The organism is Phreatobacter aquaticus (assembly GCF_005160265.1).
GTDB lineage: Bacteria > Pseudomonadota > Alphaproteobacteria > Rhizobiales > Phreatobacteraceae > Phreatobacter > Phreatobacter aquaticus.
In genome coordinates this window covers 459,566-473,834 of record NZ_CP039865.1, presented here as the reverse complement: position 1 = coordinate 473,834, position 14,269 = coordinate 459,566, and the positions used below count along the sequence as shown (strand labels likewise).

Annotated in this window: 13 protein-coding genes; 12 read left to right on the top strand and 1 reads right to left on the bottom strand. The window is 65.2% G+C overall.

Annotated elements, in window-relative coordinates:
- The first annotated feature begins 113 nt into the window (after positions 1-113).
- From aztA to E8L99_RS02050, 7 genes are all read left to right on the top strand, one after another.
- Positions 114-839 (top strand): zinc ABC transporter ATP-binding protein AztA, encoded by a 726-nt coding sequence (gene aztA, locus E8L99_RS02080; protein WP_391527510.1) that lies wholly within the window; start codon positions 114-116, stop codon positions 837-839.
- A 37-nt stretch (positions 840-876) separates the two neighbouring features.
- A complete protein-coding gene (aztB, locus tag E8L99_RS02075; protein ID WP_137097991.1) occupies positions 877-1,743 on the top strand; it encodes a zinc ABC transporter permease AztB in 867 nt (288 codons plus the stop codon).
- Between the two features lie 20 nt (positions 1,744-1,763).
- Entirely contained in the window at positions 1,764-2,696 is a 933-nt protein-coding gene (locus E8L99_RS02070; RefSeq protein ID WP_137097990.1) for a metal ABC transporter substrate-binding protein, read from the top strand.
- A 66-nt stretch (positions 2,697-2,762) separates the two neighbouring features.
- A complete protein-coding gene (locus tag E8L99_RS02065; RefSeq protein WP_137097989.1) occupies positions 2,763-3,896 on the top strand; it encodes a CobW family GTP-binding protein in 1,134 nt (377 codons plus the stop codon).
- Positions 3,893-4,633, top strand: a complete 741-nt coding sequence (locus E8L99_RS02060; RefSeq protein WP_215907044.1) for a hypothetical protein — start codon at positions 3,893-3,895, stop codon at positions 4,631-4,633. The genes E8L99_RS02065 and E8L99_RS02060 overlap by 4 nt, the downstream gene beginning before the upstream one ends.
- 153 nt (positions 4,634-4,786) lie before the next feature.
- On the top strand, positions 4,787-5,308 hold the full coding sequence (locus E8L99_RS02055) for a PAS domain-containing protein (protein ID WP_137097987.1): 522 nt from the start codon (positions 4,787-4,789) through the stop codon (positions 5,306-5,308).
- Positions 5,229-6,602: a methyl-accepting chemotaxis protein gene (locus E8L99_RS02050; protein ID WP_252511236.1), complete on the top strand. Its 1,374-nt coding sequence runs from the start codon at positions 5,229-5,231 to the stop codon at positions 6,600-6,602. The genes E8L99_RS02055 and E8L99_RS02050 overlap by 80 nt, the downstream gene beginning before the upstream one ends.
- Positions 6,603-6,626: 24 nt before the next feature.
- Here the strand turns inward: E8L99_RS02050 and E8L99_RS02045 are convergent, their stop codons facing one another.
- Entirely contained in the window at positions 6,627-8,216 is a 1,590-nt protein-coding gene (locus E8L99_RS02045) for a glucan biosynthesis protein (RefSeq protein ID WP_137097986.1), read from the bottom strand.
- Between the two features lie 238 nt (positions 8,217-8,454).
- On the opposite strand from E8L99_RS02045, the gene E8L99_RS02040 reads away from it, so the two are divergent.
- From E8L99_RS02040 to E8L99_RS02020, 5 genes are all read left to right on the top strand, one after another.
- Positions 8,455-9,210: an SDR family NAD(P)-dependent oxidoreductase gene (locus E8L99_RS02040; protein WP_215907043.1), complete on the top strand. Its 756-nt coding sequence runs from the start codon at positions 8,455-8,457 to the stop codon at positions 9,208-9,210.
- Positions 9,211-9,240: 30 nt separating this feature from the next.
- Positions 9,241-9,555 carry an NIPSNAP family protein gene (locus tag E8L99_RS02035; RefSeq protein ID WP_137097984.1) on the top strand — a complete coding sequence of 105 codons (315 nt, stop codon included), beginning with the start codon at positions 9,241-9,243 and terminating at the stop codon, positions 9,553-9,555.
- 33 nt (positions 9,556-9,588) lie between these two features.
- Positions 9,589-11,133: an acetolactate synthase large subunit gene (locus E8L99_RS02030; protein WP_137101910.1), complete on the top strand. Its 1,545-nt coding sequence runs from the start codon at positions 9,589-9,591 to the stop codon at positions 11,131-11,133.
- A 45-nt stretch (positions 11,134-11,178) separates the two neighbouring features.
- Complete coding sequence (locus tag E8L99_RS02025; RefSeq protein WP_137097983.1) at positions 11,179-11,928, top strand: hypothetical protein; 750 nt, start codon at positions 11,179-11,181, stop codon at positions 11,926-11,928.
- A gap of 66 nt (positions 11,929-11,994) precedes the next feature.
- Entirely contained in the window at positions 11,995-14,229 is a 2,235-nt protein-coding gene (locus tag E8L99_RS02020; protein WP_137097982.1) for a heavy metal translocating P-type ATPase, read from the top strand.
- Positions 14,230-14,269 lie beyond the last annotated feature (40 nt).

The window sequence follows — 14,269 nt, the reverse complement described above, 5'->3', positions numbered from 1 at the left end:
ATCGCGGGCCTCTGGGGCCTGATCTTCTGGGCTACCAGCTGAACGGATTGCCGATCGTGACCGCTCTTTTCGCTCGTGCCCCTGCCGGAACCGACAAGCCCAACGCCCCGGCGGTGCGGCTGACCAATCTGACGCTCGGCTATGATCGCCATCCGGCGGTGCATCACCTCGATGGTGCGATCGAGGCGGGTGCCATGCTGGCGATCGTTGGCCCGAATGGCGCCGGCAAGTCGACGCTGATGAAGGGCATGGCGGGCGCACTCAATCCGTTATCGGGCGGCATCGAGATTGCGCGCGGCACGCGGGGCGGTGTCGCCTATCTCCCGCAAGCGGCCGAGATCGACAAGAGCTTTCCGATCACCGTGTTCGAACTGGTTGCTATGGGTCTGTGGCGCCGGACGGGCCTGTTTGGCGGCCTGTCGAAGGCGGATCGCCATGCCGTGGAACATGCGCTTGCTGCCGTTGGCCTGACCGGTTTTGAGGCCCGCGCCATCGGCACCTTGTCGGGTGGCCAGGTGCAACGCATGCTGTTCGCCCGCCTGCTGGTGCAGGATGCCAGCATCATCCTGCTCGACGAACCGTTCACGGCGATCGATGCCAAGACGACTGCGGACCTGCTCGACCTGGTGCGGCGCTGGAATACCGAGAAGCGGACCGTGGTCGCTATCCTTCATGACCTTGAGACGGTCAGACAGGCCTTCCCCCAGTCGCTGCTGCTGGCAAGGCGCGTTGTCGCCTGGGGAGCGACTTCCGATGTCCTGACGCCCGAGAACCTGCTCGCCGCGCGACGGATGACCGAGGCTTTCGACGACCACGCCGCCATCTGCGCGGCCGCCTGACGTTCCGCACGAAGCCGGCGAAAGGCTCTTCATCCCCATGTATGACGCGTTGATCGGCCCGTTCGTCGAGTTCGAATTCATGCGGCGCGCGCTTGTTGGTGCCATCGTGCTGTCGCTTGGCGGGGCGCCGATCGGTGTGTTCCTGATGCTCCGGCGGATGTCGCTGATGGGCGATGCGATGGCCCACGCCATCCTGCCGGGCGCGGCCGTTGGCTATCTGATGTTCGGACTGGCCCTGCTGCCGCTGACCGTTGGCGGCATTCTCGCCGGCTTCATCGTCGCGCTGGGGTCGGGCCTGATCGCGCGCTTCACGGCCTTGAAGGAGGACGCCTCGCTTGCGGCTTTCTATCTGATTTCGCTGGCACTTGGCGTGATCATCGTCTCCATGCGCGGCTCAAATGTCGATCTGTTCCGCGTGCTGTTTGGAACGGTCCTGGCGCTCGACGATCCCACGCTGATCCTGCTTGGCGCCATCACCACGGTCACGCTTGCGGCACTTGCCCTGTTCTGGCGGCCGCTGGTGCTGGACTGCGTCGATCCGGGCTTCCTGCGCTCGGTCAGCCGTTCCGGCGCGCCTGCGCATTTCGTGTTTCTCGGGCTCGTCGTGCTCAACCTGGTCGCGGGCTTCCATGCGCTCGGGACATTGCTGGCGGTCGGCCTCATGATGCTTCCAGCGATTGCGGCCAAATTCTGGGCGCGCGATCTGACATCTCTGGTCGGCTGCGCTGTGCTGATCGGCATGGTGTCCGGCTATACGGGCTTAGTGTTATCTTATAACATGGCGACGCCTTCCGGGCCTTCCATCGTTCTGATGGCCGGGGTGATCTATGTCCTCTCGCTCGTCTTCGGGCCGCGTGGTGGACTGGTGCCGACCTATTGGCCGGCGCGCCACCGGGAGGCGTGATCAAGCCTGAGGAGTTTGCCATGGTTTCGCGCCGCGCTTTCCTGTCCACCGCATTGGCATTGCCCGCTCTCGGCCTGCGCGCGCCGGTCATGGCGCAGGCGCCGGTCAAGGTGCCGGTGGTTGCCACATTCTCGATCCTCGCTGATTTCGTCCGCCGCATCGGAGGCGATCGCGTCGATGTGACGAGCCTGGTCGGCCCCGACGGTGATGCCCATTCCTATGCCCCGACACCGGCCGATGCCCGGGCGCTCAGCGGTGCGAAGTTGGTCGTCGTCAACGGCCTTGGCTTCGAGGGCTGGATCAGCCGGCTGATCCGCTCCTCTGGCACGAGGGCGAAAGTCGTCACCGCGACGACCGGCATTGCGGCGCTCAAGGCCGTGGAAGGCGACGGCCACAGCCACGGCCATTCCCACGGAGCGGCGGCGTCCGATCCGCACGCCTGGCAGAATGTCGCCAATGCGCGGATCTATGTCACCAATATCCGGGATGCTCTCATCGCGGCCGATCCCGATGGCAAGGCAGCGTTTGAGAACAATGCGGCAGAATACCTGACGGCCATTGCTGCGCTCGACGTCGAGATTCGCACCATGATTGCGCTGGTACCTGCCGAGCGCCGCCGGATTCTCACCAACCACGACGCCTTCCAGTATTTTTCCAAGGCCTATGGAATAGAGTTGGTGGCGCTGCGCGGTGTCGCCAGCGATTCCGAGCCATCGGCGCGCGACATCGCGAATGTCATTCGCCAGATCAAACAGGGGCGGATCACGGCCCTGTTCCTGGAGAACATCACTGACCCCCGCGCCATGCAGCGGATTGCGGCCGAGACCGGCGCCAAGGTTGGCGGGCAATTGTTCTCAGACGCCCTGTCGCCTGCTGGCGGACCGGCGCCTGACTATCTCGCGATGATGCGCCACAACGCGCGCCAGATCGTTGGCGCGCTCACACAGAGTTGACGGGCTGTTTCGCCCGGCGCATTCCACCCTATATGAGCCACGACCCGTTCGGCTGATGGACCCTTCATGACCCAAGCGACCGCCACCACATCGCCCGCCAAGCAAACGCTCGACAAGATTCCCGTCACCGTGCTCACTGGCTATCTCGGCGCCGGCAAGACGACGCTCCTGAACAGGATTCTGTCGGAGAACCACGGCAAGCGCTTCGCCGTCATCGTCAACGAGTTCGGCGAGATCGGCATCGACAATGACCTAGTGGTCGGCGCCGACGAGGAAGTGTTCGAGATGAACAACGGGTGCATCTGCTGCACCGTGCGCGGCGACCTCATCCGCATCATCGAAGGGCTCATGCGCCGCAAGGGCAAGTTCGACGCGATCATCGTCGAGACGACCGGCCTCGCCGATCCGGCCCCGGTGGCGCAGACCTTTTTCGTCGACGAGGAAGTGGGCGCAAAGTCGTTCCTCGATGCTGTCGTGACAGTGGCCGACGCCAAATGGCTGATCGACCGCCTGAAAGACGCGCCGGAGGCCAAGAACCAGATCGCCTTCGCCGACGTGATCCTGCTCAACAAGACCGATCTGGTAACGCCGGCCCAGCTGCGCGAGGTGGAAGCCCGCATTCGTGCCATCAATCCCTATGCCGTGCTGCATCGGACGCAGCGTTGCGCTATCCCGCTGGATGCCGTGCTGGGCAGGGGCGCGTTCGACCTCGAGCGCATCCTGGAGATCGAGCCGGCTTTCCTCGTGCGCGACGAGCACGACCATGATCATCACGGTCATGACCACCATCATCATGGGCACGACCACGATCACCACCATCACGATCATGATCATCATCACGACCATGATCACACCGGCCCCGATTGTGATCACCCGAGCCATGGCCTGAAGCACTATCACGACGAGGACATGCAGTCGGTGGCGCTGCGCTCCGATAAAGCGCTCGATCCCGACAAGTTCTTCCCGTGGATCCAGGACCTGACACAGGTCGAGGGACCGAAGATCCTGCGCTGCAAGGGCATCGTCGCGTTCAAGGACGATCCCGACCGCTTCGTGTTCCAGGGGGTCCACATGATCCTCGATGGTGATCATCAGCGTGCGTGGAAGGACGAGGAGAAGCGCGAATCCAAGCTGGTCTTCATCGGCCGCGAATTGCCGGTGGACAAGATCAAGGCCGGCTTCGAGGCTTGCCTGGCGTGAGCGACCAGGCGATCCGCCGCCTGAGGCTTGGCTCAGGCGTGGTGCTGTTCGCCTATATCCTGTCGCATCTTGTGAACCATGCCCTCGGCGCGATCTCGCTCGATCACGCCGAGGCAGGGCTGCGCCTGGCGATGCGTCTCTGGCATAGCCGGCCTGGAACCGTGCTGCTCTATGGCGCGGCCGTCATCCACGTCGCGCTGGCGCTGCGCACCGTGTTCCTGCGTCGCCATTGGCGGCTTCCGGTCATCGAGATCCTGCGGATTGCGTCAGGCTTCTCGCTCCCCTTGCTGTTGATCGGCCACGTGGTCGCGACGCGGCTGACCTTGACGCTGTTCGACGTTCCGCAGAGCTATGGCCGCACAGTCTCGAACCTTGCGGCTTCGGGCAACGAGGGTTGGCAACTCGCGTTGCTCGCGCCGGGTTGGATCCATGGCTGTCTCGGCCTCTGGATCACCCTGCGCCGCTCTGCCTGGGCGCAGAAGGTGCGCGGCCTTCTTGTCGCGGCCGTCGTCGCGCTGCCTGCGGCTGCTGCGCTGGGGTTCTACCGGATGCTGGAGGAAGCGGCGCGCCAGCCGCTTGTGGGCGCGCTACCCGCACCTTCCGATTCCACATTGCTCGGGGCCTGGCAGAGCAGTCTCACACGGTCTTACATCATCCTGGTCGTTGCAGCCCTGGTGGGGGGTCAGATCTATCAGAGATGGGTTGTGCGCCGCGACAACGACAACCGCTCCAGCTGAAACAGGTGGGTCGTGTGGCCGATCCATCTCGCTGACCCCGCGTAAATCATCAATGCCATCAGCAGGATATGCGGACAACCGAATGTCCGCTAACGGCCTGTTTACGATCTTGCTGCTTACTCGATTTTACCCCCGGGAACTGGAGTTCAGCCCATGGCTCACGCCATCAGGCCGACGGGGCGCGAGGTTTTCTTCGACCCGGCCGACATCATCGTCTCGAAGACCGACCTCAAGGGGCGGATCACTTATGCGAACGATGTGTTCATCGCCATCGCCGGGTTCAGCGAGCGTGAATTGCTGGGGCAGCCGCACAGCATCATCCGCCATCCCGACATGCCGCGCGCAGTCTTCAAGCTGCTGTGGGACACGCTCGCCAAGGGTGAAGAGATTTTCGCCTATGTGAAGAACATGGCGCGGTCAGGTGACCATTACTGGGTCTTCGCCCATGTGACCCCTTCCTATGACGCGGCCGGCACGCTGGTCAGCTATCATTCCAATCGCCGGGTGCCCAAGCGCGCCGCGATCGACGCCATTGCGCCTGTCTATGCCGAGCTTTGCCGCGTCGAGGCCGAGCATCGCAATGGCAAGGAGGCGCTTGCAGCCAGCAGCCGGATTCTCTCAGATTTCGTCGTCTCCCAGAAGATTGGCTATGATGAACTTGTCCTCGCTCTCTAAGGCGATCGCGGCTTCCATGGTCGCCTCCGCAGGCTTGGGCATCTCCCTCGCCGCAGCACTTCTGGAATGGACCCTCGTCATGGGGGGCGCCATGGTGCTGGCATTCGGATCGAGCCTGCTCGCCATGTTCTGGCTTTGGAGAACGCGCCGCGTAGCGTGTGATGCGACGCGCGTCTTCAACGCGGTCGCGCGCGGCGACTTCGAGGCGCGCATTCTCGGCATCCAGGAACGCGGCGAGGTCGGTGCCCTGCTATGGAGCGCCAATCGCATGATTGATCGCTGCGATGCCTATGTCCGCGAATCAGCGGCCGCAATGGGCGCGGTGCGCGCCAAAAAGTATTTCCGCCATATCCGCGAGGAAGGCCTCCATGGCGCCTTGCTGCAGGCAGCGCGCAACATCAACACCGCCATGGTCGACATTCAGCAGAGGGTTGGCGGCTTCGCGGTGGAGACCGGCCATTTCGAGGCGACGATCAGCTCCATCGTCGGCAGGGTCTCCGCCGCATCGAGCGAGATGGGCGAAACAGCCGGCCGGCTCAGCATCGGATCGGGCGAGATCAATCAACGCGCGGCTAATGTCGCCACAGCCTCGCACGAGGCGACAGACAACATGCAACTCGTTGCCGAGGCGACCATGCAGTTGACGGGATCAGCCCACGAGGTCGGCAAGGAGGTCGGCCGGTCCGCAGAGATCACCCGCCAGGCCGTCGAGCGGGCTTCGGAGGCGAGCCTGACCATCGGCGAGATGAACGCGGCGGGCGAGCGCATCGGCCAGGTGGTCGAGCTCATCACCAGCATTGCGGCACAGACCAACCTTCTCGCGTTGAATGCCACAATCGAAGCGGCGCGCGCAGGGGAGGCGGGCAAGGGGTTTGCGGTGGTCGCCCAGGAGGTGAAGTCGCTGGCGGGCCAGACTGCCGCTGCGACCCAGCAGATTTCTACCCAGATCGGCGACGTGCAAGGTGCCGCCCGCGCGGCGGTCGAGGCGATCTCGGAGGTCTCGCGCATCATCGCCGAGGTCGATGAGATCACGCGGCATGTGGCGGCCTCGGTCGAGATGCAGACCAGAGCGACCGACGGGATCGGGGTCAATATCGAGCATGCCTTCGGCGGCATCCGTAACATCAACGACAGCATTGGGGCCGTCGCCCATCATGCGGCGGATGCAGAACAACTTGCGGCAACGACCCGGCTGGCCTCGACTGCCCTATCGGAACAGGCCCGCCTGCTGGAGGACGAGGTCAGGGAGTTCGTCCAGACGCTTCGCCGGGGACCGCAGGATCGCGCGGCCTAGGGACTGCTCCGCCGGTCGGCGCGGTCACTCCACCTTCCACGGGAAGGTCCAGGTCTCTGTCAGGGCTTTCGACCCTGTGCGCAGGAATACCCTGAGATCGACCGTCTGCCCGGCATCTCCGATCACGTCGATGCCGGCGCGGAAACCGCGTGTCTGGGTATTCGGGACCAGGAAGGTGCGGGTGATGCGGGCGTTCGACGCGGTCGGCACAACCTGAACCGCATCCGGCTGCGGCAGATAGTACTCGAGGTCGCCACCGACGAAATCGATGATGAAACGAGCGGCGTTGGGCGGCACAGGTTCGCCTGAGCCCAGTGCCACAGGGCGCGTGCGGTAGGTGTTCAGCGCATAGCCGCCGGGATGGAGCCGCGCCTCATTGGTGGTCGAGACGATGCGGTAGGCGAAAGTCAGTGTCTGACCCTGCTCGACCGCACGGTTCGGCACCCAGTAGGCGACGATGTTGTCGTTGGTCTCGTCGCCGGTCTGGATCTCGACCAGTTCGACGCGGCCGTCGCCGAAGCCCTCGCGGGGCTCAACCCAGTAGCTCGGACGCATCTCGTAATTGAGGTCCAGATCCTGATAGTGCTCGAACACCCGGTCGCGCTGCATCAGCCCGAAACCCCGCACGTTGCGGTCGGCGAACTGGGATGTCTCGACCTGTTTGGGATTGCGCAGGGGGCGCCAGATCCATTCGCCGGTCTCAGAATGGATCAGCAAGCCATCAGAATCGTGCAGTTCCGGCCGATAATCGTCGGACGTCCTGCGATCGTTCTCTGCGTAGAAGAACATGGATGTGAGTGGCGCGACGCCGAGCTTGGGGATGGCGCGGCGCGGAAACAGGGTACAGTGAACGTCGATGACGCTCTCTTGCGCGGGGAATATCATGAAGCGATAGGCGCCGGTCAGGCTTTCACCGTCCAGGAGGGCGAAGATAGTGCAGGCCTGGGCTTCCGCCGTCGGTGTCTCGACCCAGAACTCGCGGAAGCGCGGAAATTCCTCTTGCCCGGGGCCCGCGGTGTTGATCGCGATGCCACGCGCCGACAGGCCGTATTTCTGGCCACGTCCCAAGAAGCGGAAATAGCTCGCGCCGAGGAACGAGATCAGTTCGTCATAGACGCGAGGATCGTTGAGCGGATGATGGATCCGGAACCCGGCAAAGCCGAGGTCGACGGGCAGGGGGCGCTCGAACCGGTTGCGGCCATAGTCGAACAGGGCGGCCGCATAGGGGACCGGGGTCGGGATGCCGTCGCGGATGACATTCACAACCACGGGATCGCGGTAGATGAAGCCCAGATGGAACATCTGCATGCGGAAGGATCCGCCGCCCTGGGAAATCAGGGCACGGTCCGGACGGAACCGCATGTCGCGATATTGGTCAAAATTCATCGCGGTGAGCGCTGGCGGCAATTGCGGCTGCGCGCCGTCATAGGGCAGGCCCGAAAGTTCACGCGCGCGGCGGACGACGTCCTCGTAGGTGAACCTGGCCGGAGGCTGGGGTGTTTGAGCCGGCGGCTGTGTTGCAGGCGCCTGGGCCTGCGCCAATGACGGCCAACCGATACCGGCAGCAGCCAGGACCTTGAGGGCATCGCGACGGTCGAAAATCGGCAGAGTCATCGGGCCTCTGGGGACTTCAATCATGCCGCCTCAGGAGCTTGATCCGGGCGTCAGCGGGTCATGCGGCCAACGCTGCGCGACGTCAAGTGGCACTGTCATATTCACCTGCCCGCCACCGCATCGCACCGTAGTGCATCGCTGATCGGCGCGGTCATGGCTTGCGCGTGCGCCCGCGCTCTTGCAACTGTGCCCACCAACAAGGGGAACAGGCTTGATGGCGGCCAGGGACATTCTCGACATGAGCGGCCGCGTCGCGCTGGTGACCGGTGCCGGCACCGGTCTCGGCGCACGGTTCTGCATGGCGCTCGCCGAACATGGCGCCGCAGTGGTCGCCGTTGCCCGCCGGGCCGACAAGGTCGAGAGCGTTGCAGCCGACATCGTCAAGGGTGGGGGACGTGCGATCGCCGTGTCGGGCGATGTGACGGACTCAGGCTCGATCGCACGGGCTTTCGATGCCGCGGAGAAGGCCTTCGGCACGGTCGATGCCGTGGTGGCCAATGCCGGTATCGCGGTTCCCGGCCGCGCCGTCGAGACGAGCGACGAGGACTGGCGCCGCACCATGGCGACCAACCTGGATGGCGTCTTCTACACGGCCCGCGAGGCGGCTAAGCGCCTGCTGGCTGCCGGCAAGCCGGGCTCGATCGTCAATATCGCGTCGATCCTCGGCTACGGGGTTTCCAAGGGCAATGCATCCTACGCGGTCTCGAAGGCGGCGGTCGTGCAGATGACCCAGGCGCTGGCCATCGAGTGGGCGTTCAAGGGCATCCGCGTCAACGCCATAGCGCCGGGTTACGTCATAACTGACATCAACCGCGACTATCTGACCGAGGGCCGCGGCCGCGAGATGGCCCGCGATATTCCGGTCGGCCGGTTCGGCCAGGAGCACGACCTCGACGGAGCGCTGCTGTTGTTGCTGTCGGAGGCCGGGAGCTTCATGACCGGGACGACCATCACCGTCGATGGCGGCCATCGCATCGGCCTGCGCGGCGTCTGACACCAACAAGCCCACCCGGAGGACAACCCCATGGTCATCGACGAGCGCACCTATACCTGCCTGCCCGGCAAGGCGAAGAACTTCCTCGAGGTCTATCAGCGCCTTGCCAAGCCGATCCAGTGGCCGATCCTCGGCGACCCCATCGGCTTCTTCGTCACCGAGATCGGCGAACTCAACCAGGTGGTCCATATGTGGCGCTATGAGAGCATGGCCGACCGCGAGCAGCGCCGCGCCAAGCTGGCGACCGCCGCTGGATGGGGCGATTACCTTGATGCCGCCACGCCGTTCCTTCTGAAGATGGAGAACCGCATCCTGGTTCCCACCGCCTTCTCACCCATGAAATAAGCCCGCATTCCCGGAGAGACCATGACCACGCCTATGAACGGGGCCGAAAGCCTCGTGCGCACCCTCGTTGCCGGTGACGTCACTGTCAGCTTCACCAATCCCGGCACGTCGGAGATGCACTTCGTCGCGGCCCTCGACCGCGTCGACGGCATGCGTTGCGTGCTGTGCCTGCACGAGACGGTGGCCACCGGCGCGGCCGACGCCTATTTCCGGATGAAGGACAGCCCGGCCTCGACGCTGCTGCATCTGGGGCCCGGCCTCGCCAATGGTCTAGCCAATCTGCACAATCTCAAGCGGGCGCGCACCGGTGTGGTCAACATCGTCGGCGAGCATGCGACCTATCACATCCACCACGACGCGCCGCTGACTTCCGATATCGAGGGCATTGCCGGTACAATGTCGAAATGGGTGCGCACCTCTGCTTCGTCCAAGGTCGTCGCGCAGGATGGCGCTGACGCGATCGTCGCAGCCCGTCAGCATCCCGGCCAGATCGCCACACTGATCCTGCCGGCCGACACTGCCTGGAACGATGGTTCGGGGCCTGTTGCCGTGCCGTCTGCAATCGCGCCGGAAAAGGTCTCGGACGCAGCGATCGAAGCGGCCGCCAAGGCGATCGAAGCCGGCGGCAGGCCGTTGATCCTGCTTGGCACCCGGGCGGTGCGCGCCCAGGCGACCGAGCACGCGGCGCGTATCGCCGCCAAGACTGGCGCGAAGGTCCTTGCCGAGACCTCCAATGGCCGCATCGAGCGCGGCGCCGGCCGATACGCCATCGAGCGTCTGCCCTATCCGGTCGATGCTGCGCTGGCGGCGACGGCTGGCATCACCCACGTCATTCTGGTTGGCGCCAAGGCTCCGGTCGCCTTCTTCGCCTATCCGAACAAGCCGTCGCTGCTTTACCCGGAGAATGCCGAGGTCGTGGAACTCGCAGCCTTTTCCGAAGACCAGGAAGATGCGCTGGCGCGTCTTGCCGAGCGTCTCGGCGCCGACAAGACAATGCCTGTGCTGTCTGCGGCATCGCGTCCGGCGCGCCCGTCGGGTCCGCTCAATACCGATGCGATCGCCAAGGTCATCGGCCATCTGCTGCCGGAGAACTGCATCGTCACCGACGAGTCGGTGACCACTGGCCGCAATTTCTTCAAGGACACCCACGGCGCGCCCCAGCACGACTGGCTGTCGCTGACCGGTGGCGCTATCGGCGATGGCCTGCCGCTGGCGGTTGGTGCTGCCGTTGCCTGCCCCGATCGCAAGGTGGTCGCCCTGCAGGCGGATGGCTCAGGCATGTATTCCGTGCAGGCGCTCTGGACCATGGCACGCGAGCGCCTGGACGTTGTCGTGTGCATTTGGGCGAACAGCGCCTATGCCATCCTGAAGGGCGAACTCGCCAATGTCGGCGCGAAGAACCCGGGCCGGAAAGCGCATGACATGCTGTCGCTCGCCGATCCCGACATCGACTGGGTTCAGCTCGCCGGCGGTATGGGCATCGAGGCGCGCAAGGTCGAGACGGCCGAGGCCTTCGCCGATGTGTTCGCGGCAGCCGTCAGCCGGAAGGGGCCCTTCCTGATCCAGGTCACGTTCTGAGCGCTTTCCTGACAGGCGTGTATCGGCGATAATCGGCGGGTGTCAGTGACCCCTCTCTCGCCTTCCGGCACCTTTGTGCGGCGCTATCTGGCGCTGCTCGTCGATGCCGGTTGGCGGGTGGCCTTTCATGCCGGCCCCTATGCACTGACAGCGGGCGTCGCGGCGGAACTGGCCGGGCGTTTGCGCGCGCCGTTCCTGTGGAAGTTGCCGGTCTTTGCGGTGGTCGTGGCGCTCCTGCTGATCGGCGTGCTGCTCGGCACCCATGTGGCGGTTGGCCGCCGGGATCTGAAGGCAGCGCGCGAGGCTGTCCCCTTGCGCAATCATCTGGCAGCCGCCCCGCGCATCGTGCGCGAAACCATGGTGCTGCTGGCTCTGATGATGGTCGTGGCGCTTGCCGCTGTCGGGGTGATCGATCTGATGTTGCTGGTGGTCGAGTCGGCGGCGGGTGATAGCTGGCCATGGACCGCGTTGCGCCTGATTGGGACGGCGACCGCTGTCTGCGTCAGCCTGATCTTGCTGGCGGCTGCCATGGCACTGGCGGCATCCGGACCGAAGGCATCAATCTCGCTCGACACGTCGTTGCTGCGGCTGCACCGGCAGGCGCCGACGGCCTTCGGTGTGATTTCCCTCATGATCGCGGCCGGTACCGTGGCCGCCGTGCTCGGCTTTCAGCTTGCCCCAAGGGTTGGTGTCTGGCCGCCCGTCCTGGCCGATGCTCTGGCCAAAGGCCTTGGTTTCCTGGTCGCCACGACTGTGCTGACGGTTGGCGCCGCCCTGCTCACGGCGGATGACTGAGCCGTCGGGCGCGACGATTGCGCGAGATCATGGCGATGCTCATCTAGTGGGTCGAGGTGTGGCCCCATGAACGCGCAAACAAACCATGCCGATCCCAAGTCTCCGCTTCGCACGGTCACGTTCGATGTCGGCGGCATGACCTGCGCCGCTTGCGCCAGCCGGATCGAGACCGTCGTCGGCCGATTGCCGGGCATCGCATCGGTCTCGGTCAACCTGCCGCTTGAGCGCGCTGACGTGGTCATGGCGCCCGGTGTCGCAGATCAGGCCGTTATCGATGCGGTCGACCTCGCGGGCTATAGCGCGAACCCGCGCCGGGGCACGGCCAGCGAGAGGCGGCTTGCCGAGGAAGAACGGGCCGCTGAGCGGCGCGCCGAGGACCGCCAGACGCTTGTCCTGTTCATCGGCTCGGCGCTGCTGACGCTGCCGCTCATGCTGCCCATGCTGCTTAAGCCGTTTGGCTTCCCATGGCACCCGGCGCCCTGGACCGAGTTCGCGCTCGCCGCTCCGGTTCAGTTCATTGCCGGCTGGCGCTTCTATCGCGGGGCCTGGAAGGCGATCCGCACTGGCGGCGCCACCATGGACGTGCTGGTAGCGCTCGGCACCAGCGCCGCCTTCTTCTTCTCGCTGTACATGATCCTGCGCCATGGCGAGCACGCCCATGGCCACCTCTATTTCGAGGGGGCCGCCGCCGTCATCACGCTGGTGCTGTTCGGCAAGGTGCTGGAGACCCGCGCCCGGCGCGGCACGACCGAGGCGGTCCGCGCGCTGATCGCCTTGCGCCCGCAGACCGCGCGGCTGCGCCGCCATGGAGCGACAGCTGATGCGCCAATCGAGGAGGTGCGCTCCGGCGATCTCGTCGAGATCCGTCCCGGCGAGCGTTTTCCCGTGGACGGGACAATCACGGAGGGCGAGACGGAAGCCGATGAGAGCTTGATCACCGGCGAGAGCGTACCTGTTGCCAAACATGTCGGCGATGGCGTGGTGACCGGCGCGCTGAATGGCGGCGGGCTGGTCGTGATCGCGGCGACCGCCATTGGCGAGGACACGACGCTTGCGCGCATCACCCGCATGGTGGAGGCCGCGCAGACCGGCAAGGCACCGGTGCAGCGGCTGGTGGACCGCATCTCGGCTGTCTTCGTGCCTGTCATCATCGCGATCGCCGCGGTCGCTTTTGCCGGATGGCTGATTGCCGGCCACGATGTGGAAACCGCTCTGATCGCGGCGGTGTCGGTTCTGGTCATTGCCTGCCCCTGCGCGCTCGGGCTTGCGACACCCGCGGCGCTGGTGGCCGGAACGGGCGCTGCGGCGCGCGCTGGCATCCTGGTCAAGGATATCGAGGCGCTGGAGCGTGTGGCCCAGGTGGATGTCGTCGTGCTCGACAAGACCGGCACCCTGACGCTCGGCAAGCCGGTGGTTGCTGAGGTCGTCCCGGCGGAGGGGTTTACCCGGGCAAGCCTGCTTGCCCTTGCCGGAACGGTGCAGGGACCGAGTGAACATCCACTCGGCAAGGCCATCCGTGCGGCGGCTATCGCGGAGGGCGCCGCCCTTGGCGATGTCGAGGGCTTCCGGGCGGTGATCGGCGAAGGCGTCGAGGGGAAAGTCGATGGCAGGTCGGTGATCGCTGGCAAGCCGGCCTATCTCGCCAGCCGCGGCGTCGACTTCGGGCCATTGAGCAGGACGGCAGCGGACCTCGGCCTTGGCGGCGCGACCGTCACGGCGGTCGCGGCTGATGGCAAGCTGGCTGGATTGATCGCCCTGGCCGATGCGGTTCACCCGCAGGCCAAGGCAGCCATTGACGCGCTTAGGGCGCGCGACATCCGCGTGATGATGGTGACCGGCGACGCCGAGGGCCCGGCACTCCGGGTGGCGGCCGAACTGGGGCTATCTTCCGGTGAGGTGAGGTTCGGCGTGCGGCCTGAAGGCAAGGTTCAGGTGGTGCGCGAGCTTGTCGCCTCGGGGGCCAAGGCGGCGATGGTGGGTGACGGCATCAATGATGCTCCGGCGCTCGCCGCGGCGCATGTCGGCATCGCGATGGGGGGCGGCACCGATGCCGCGATCGAGACGGCCTCGGTGGCACTGATGCGATCGAACCCGATCCTGGTGCCCGGAGCGATCGACATAGCCCGGCGCACAGTCGCCAAGATCCGCCAGAACCTGTTCTGGGCCTTCGTCTACAATGTGGTTGGGGTGCCGCTCGCGGCCTTTGGGCTCTTGTCACCAGCCATTGCCGGCGCTGCCATGGCCATGTCATCTGTCTCGGTCGTCGTGAATTCGTTGACGCTGCGCAATTGGAAGCCGTGAGCGGGATGGCCACTTGAAGGATACCAGATCGGAGACTGCG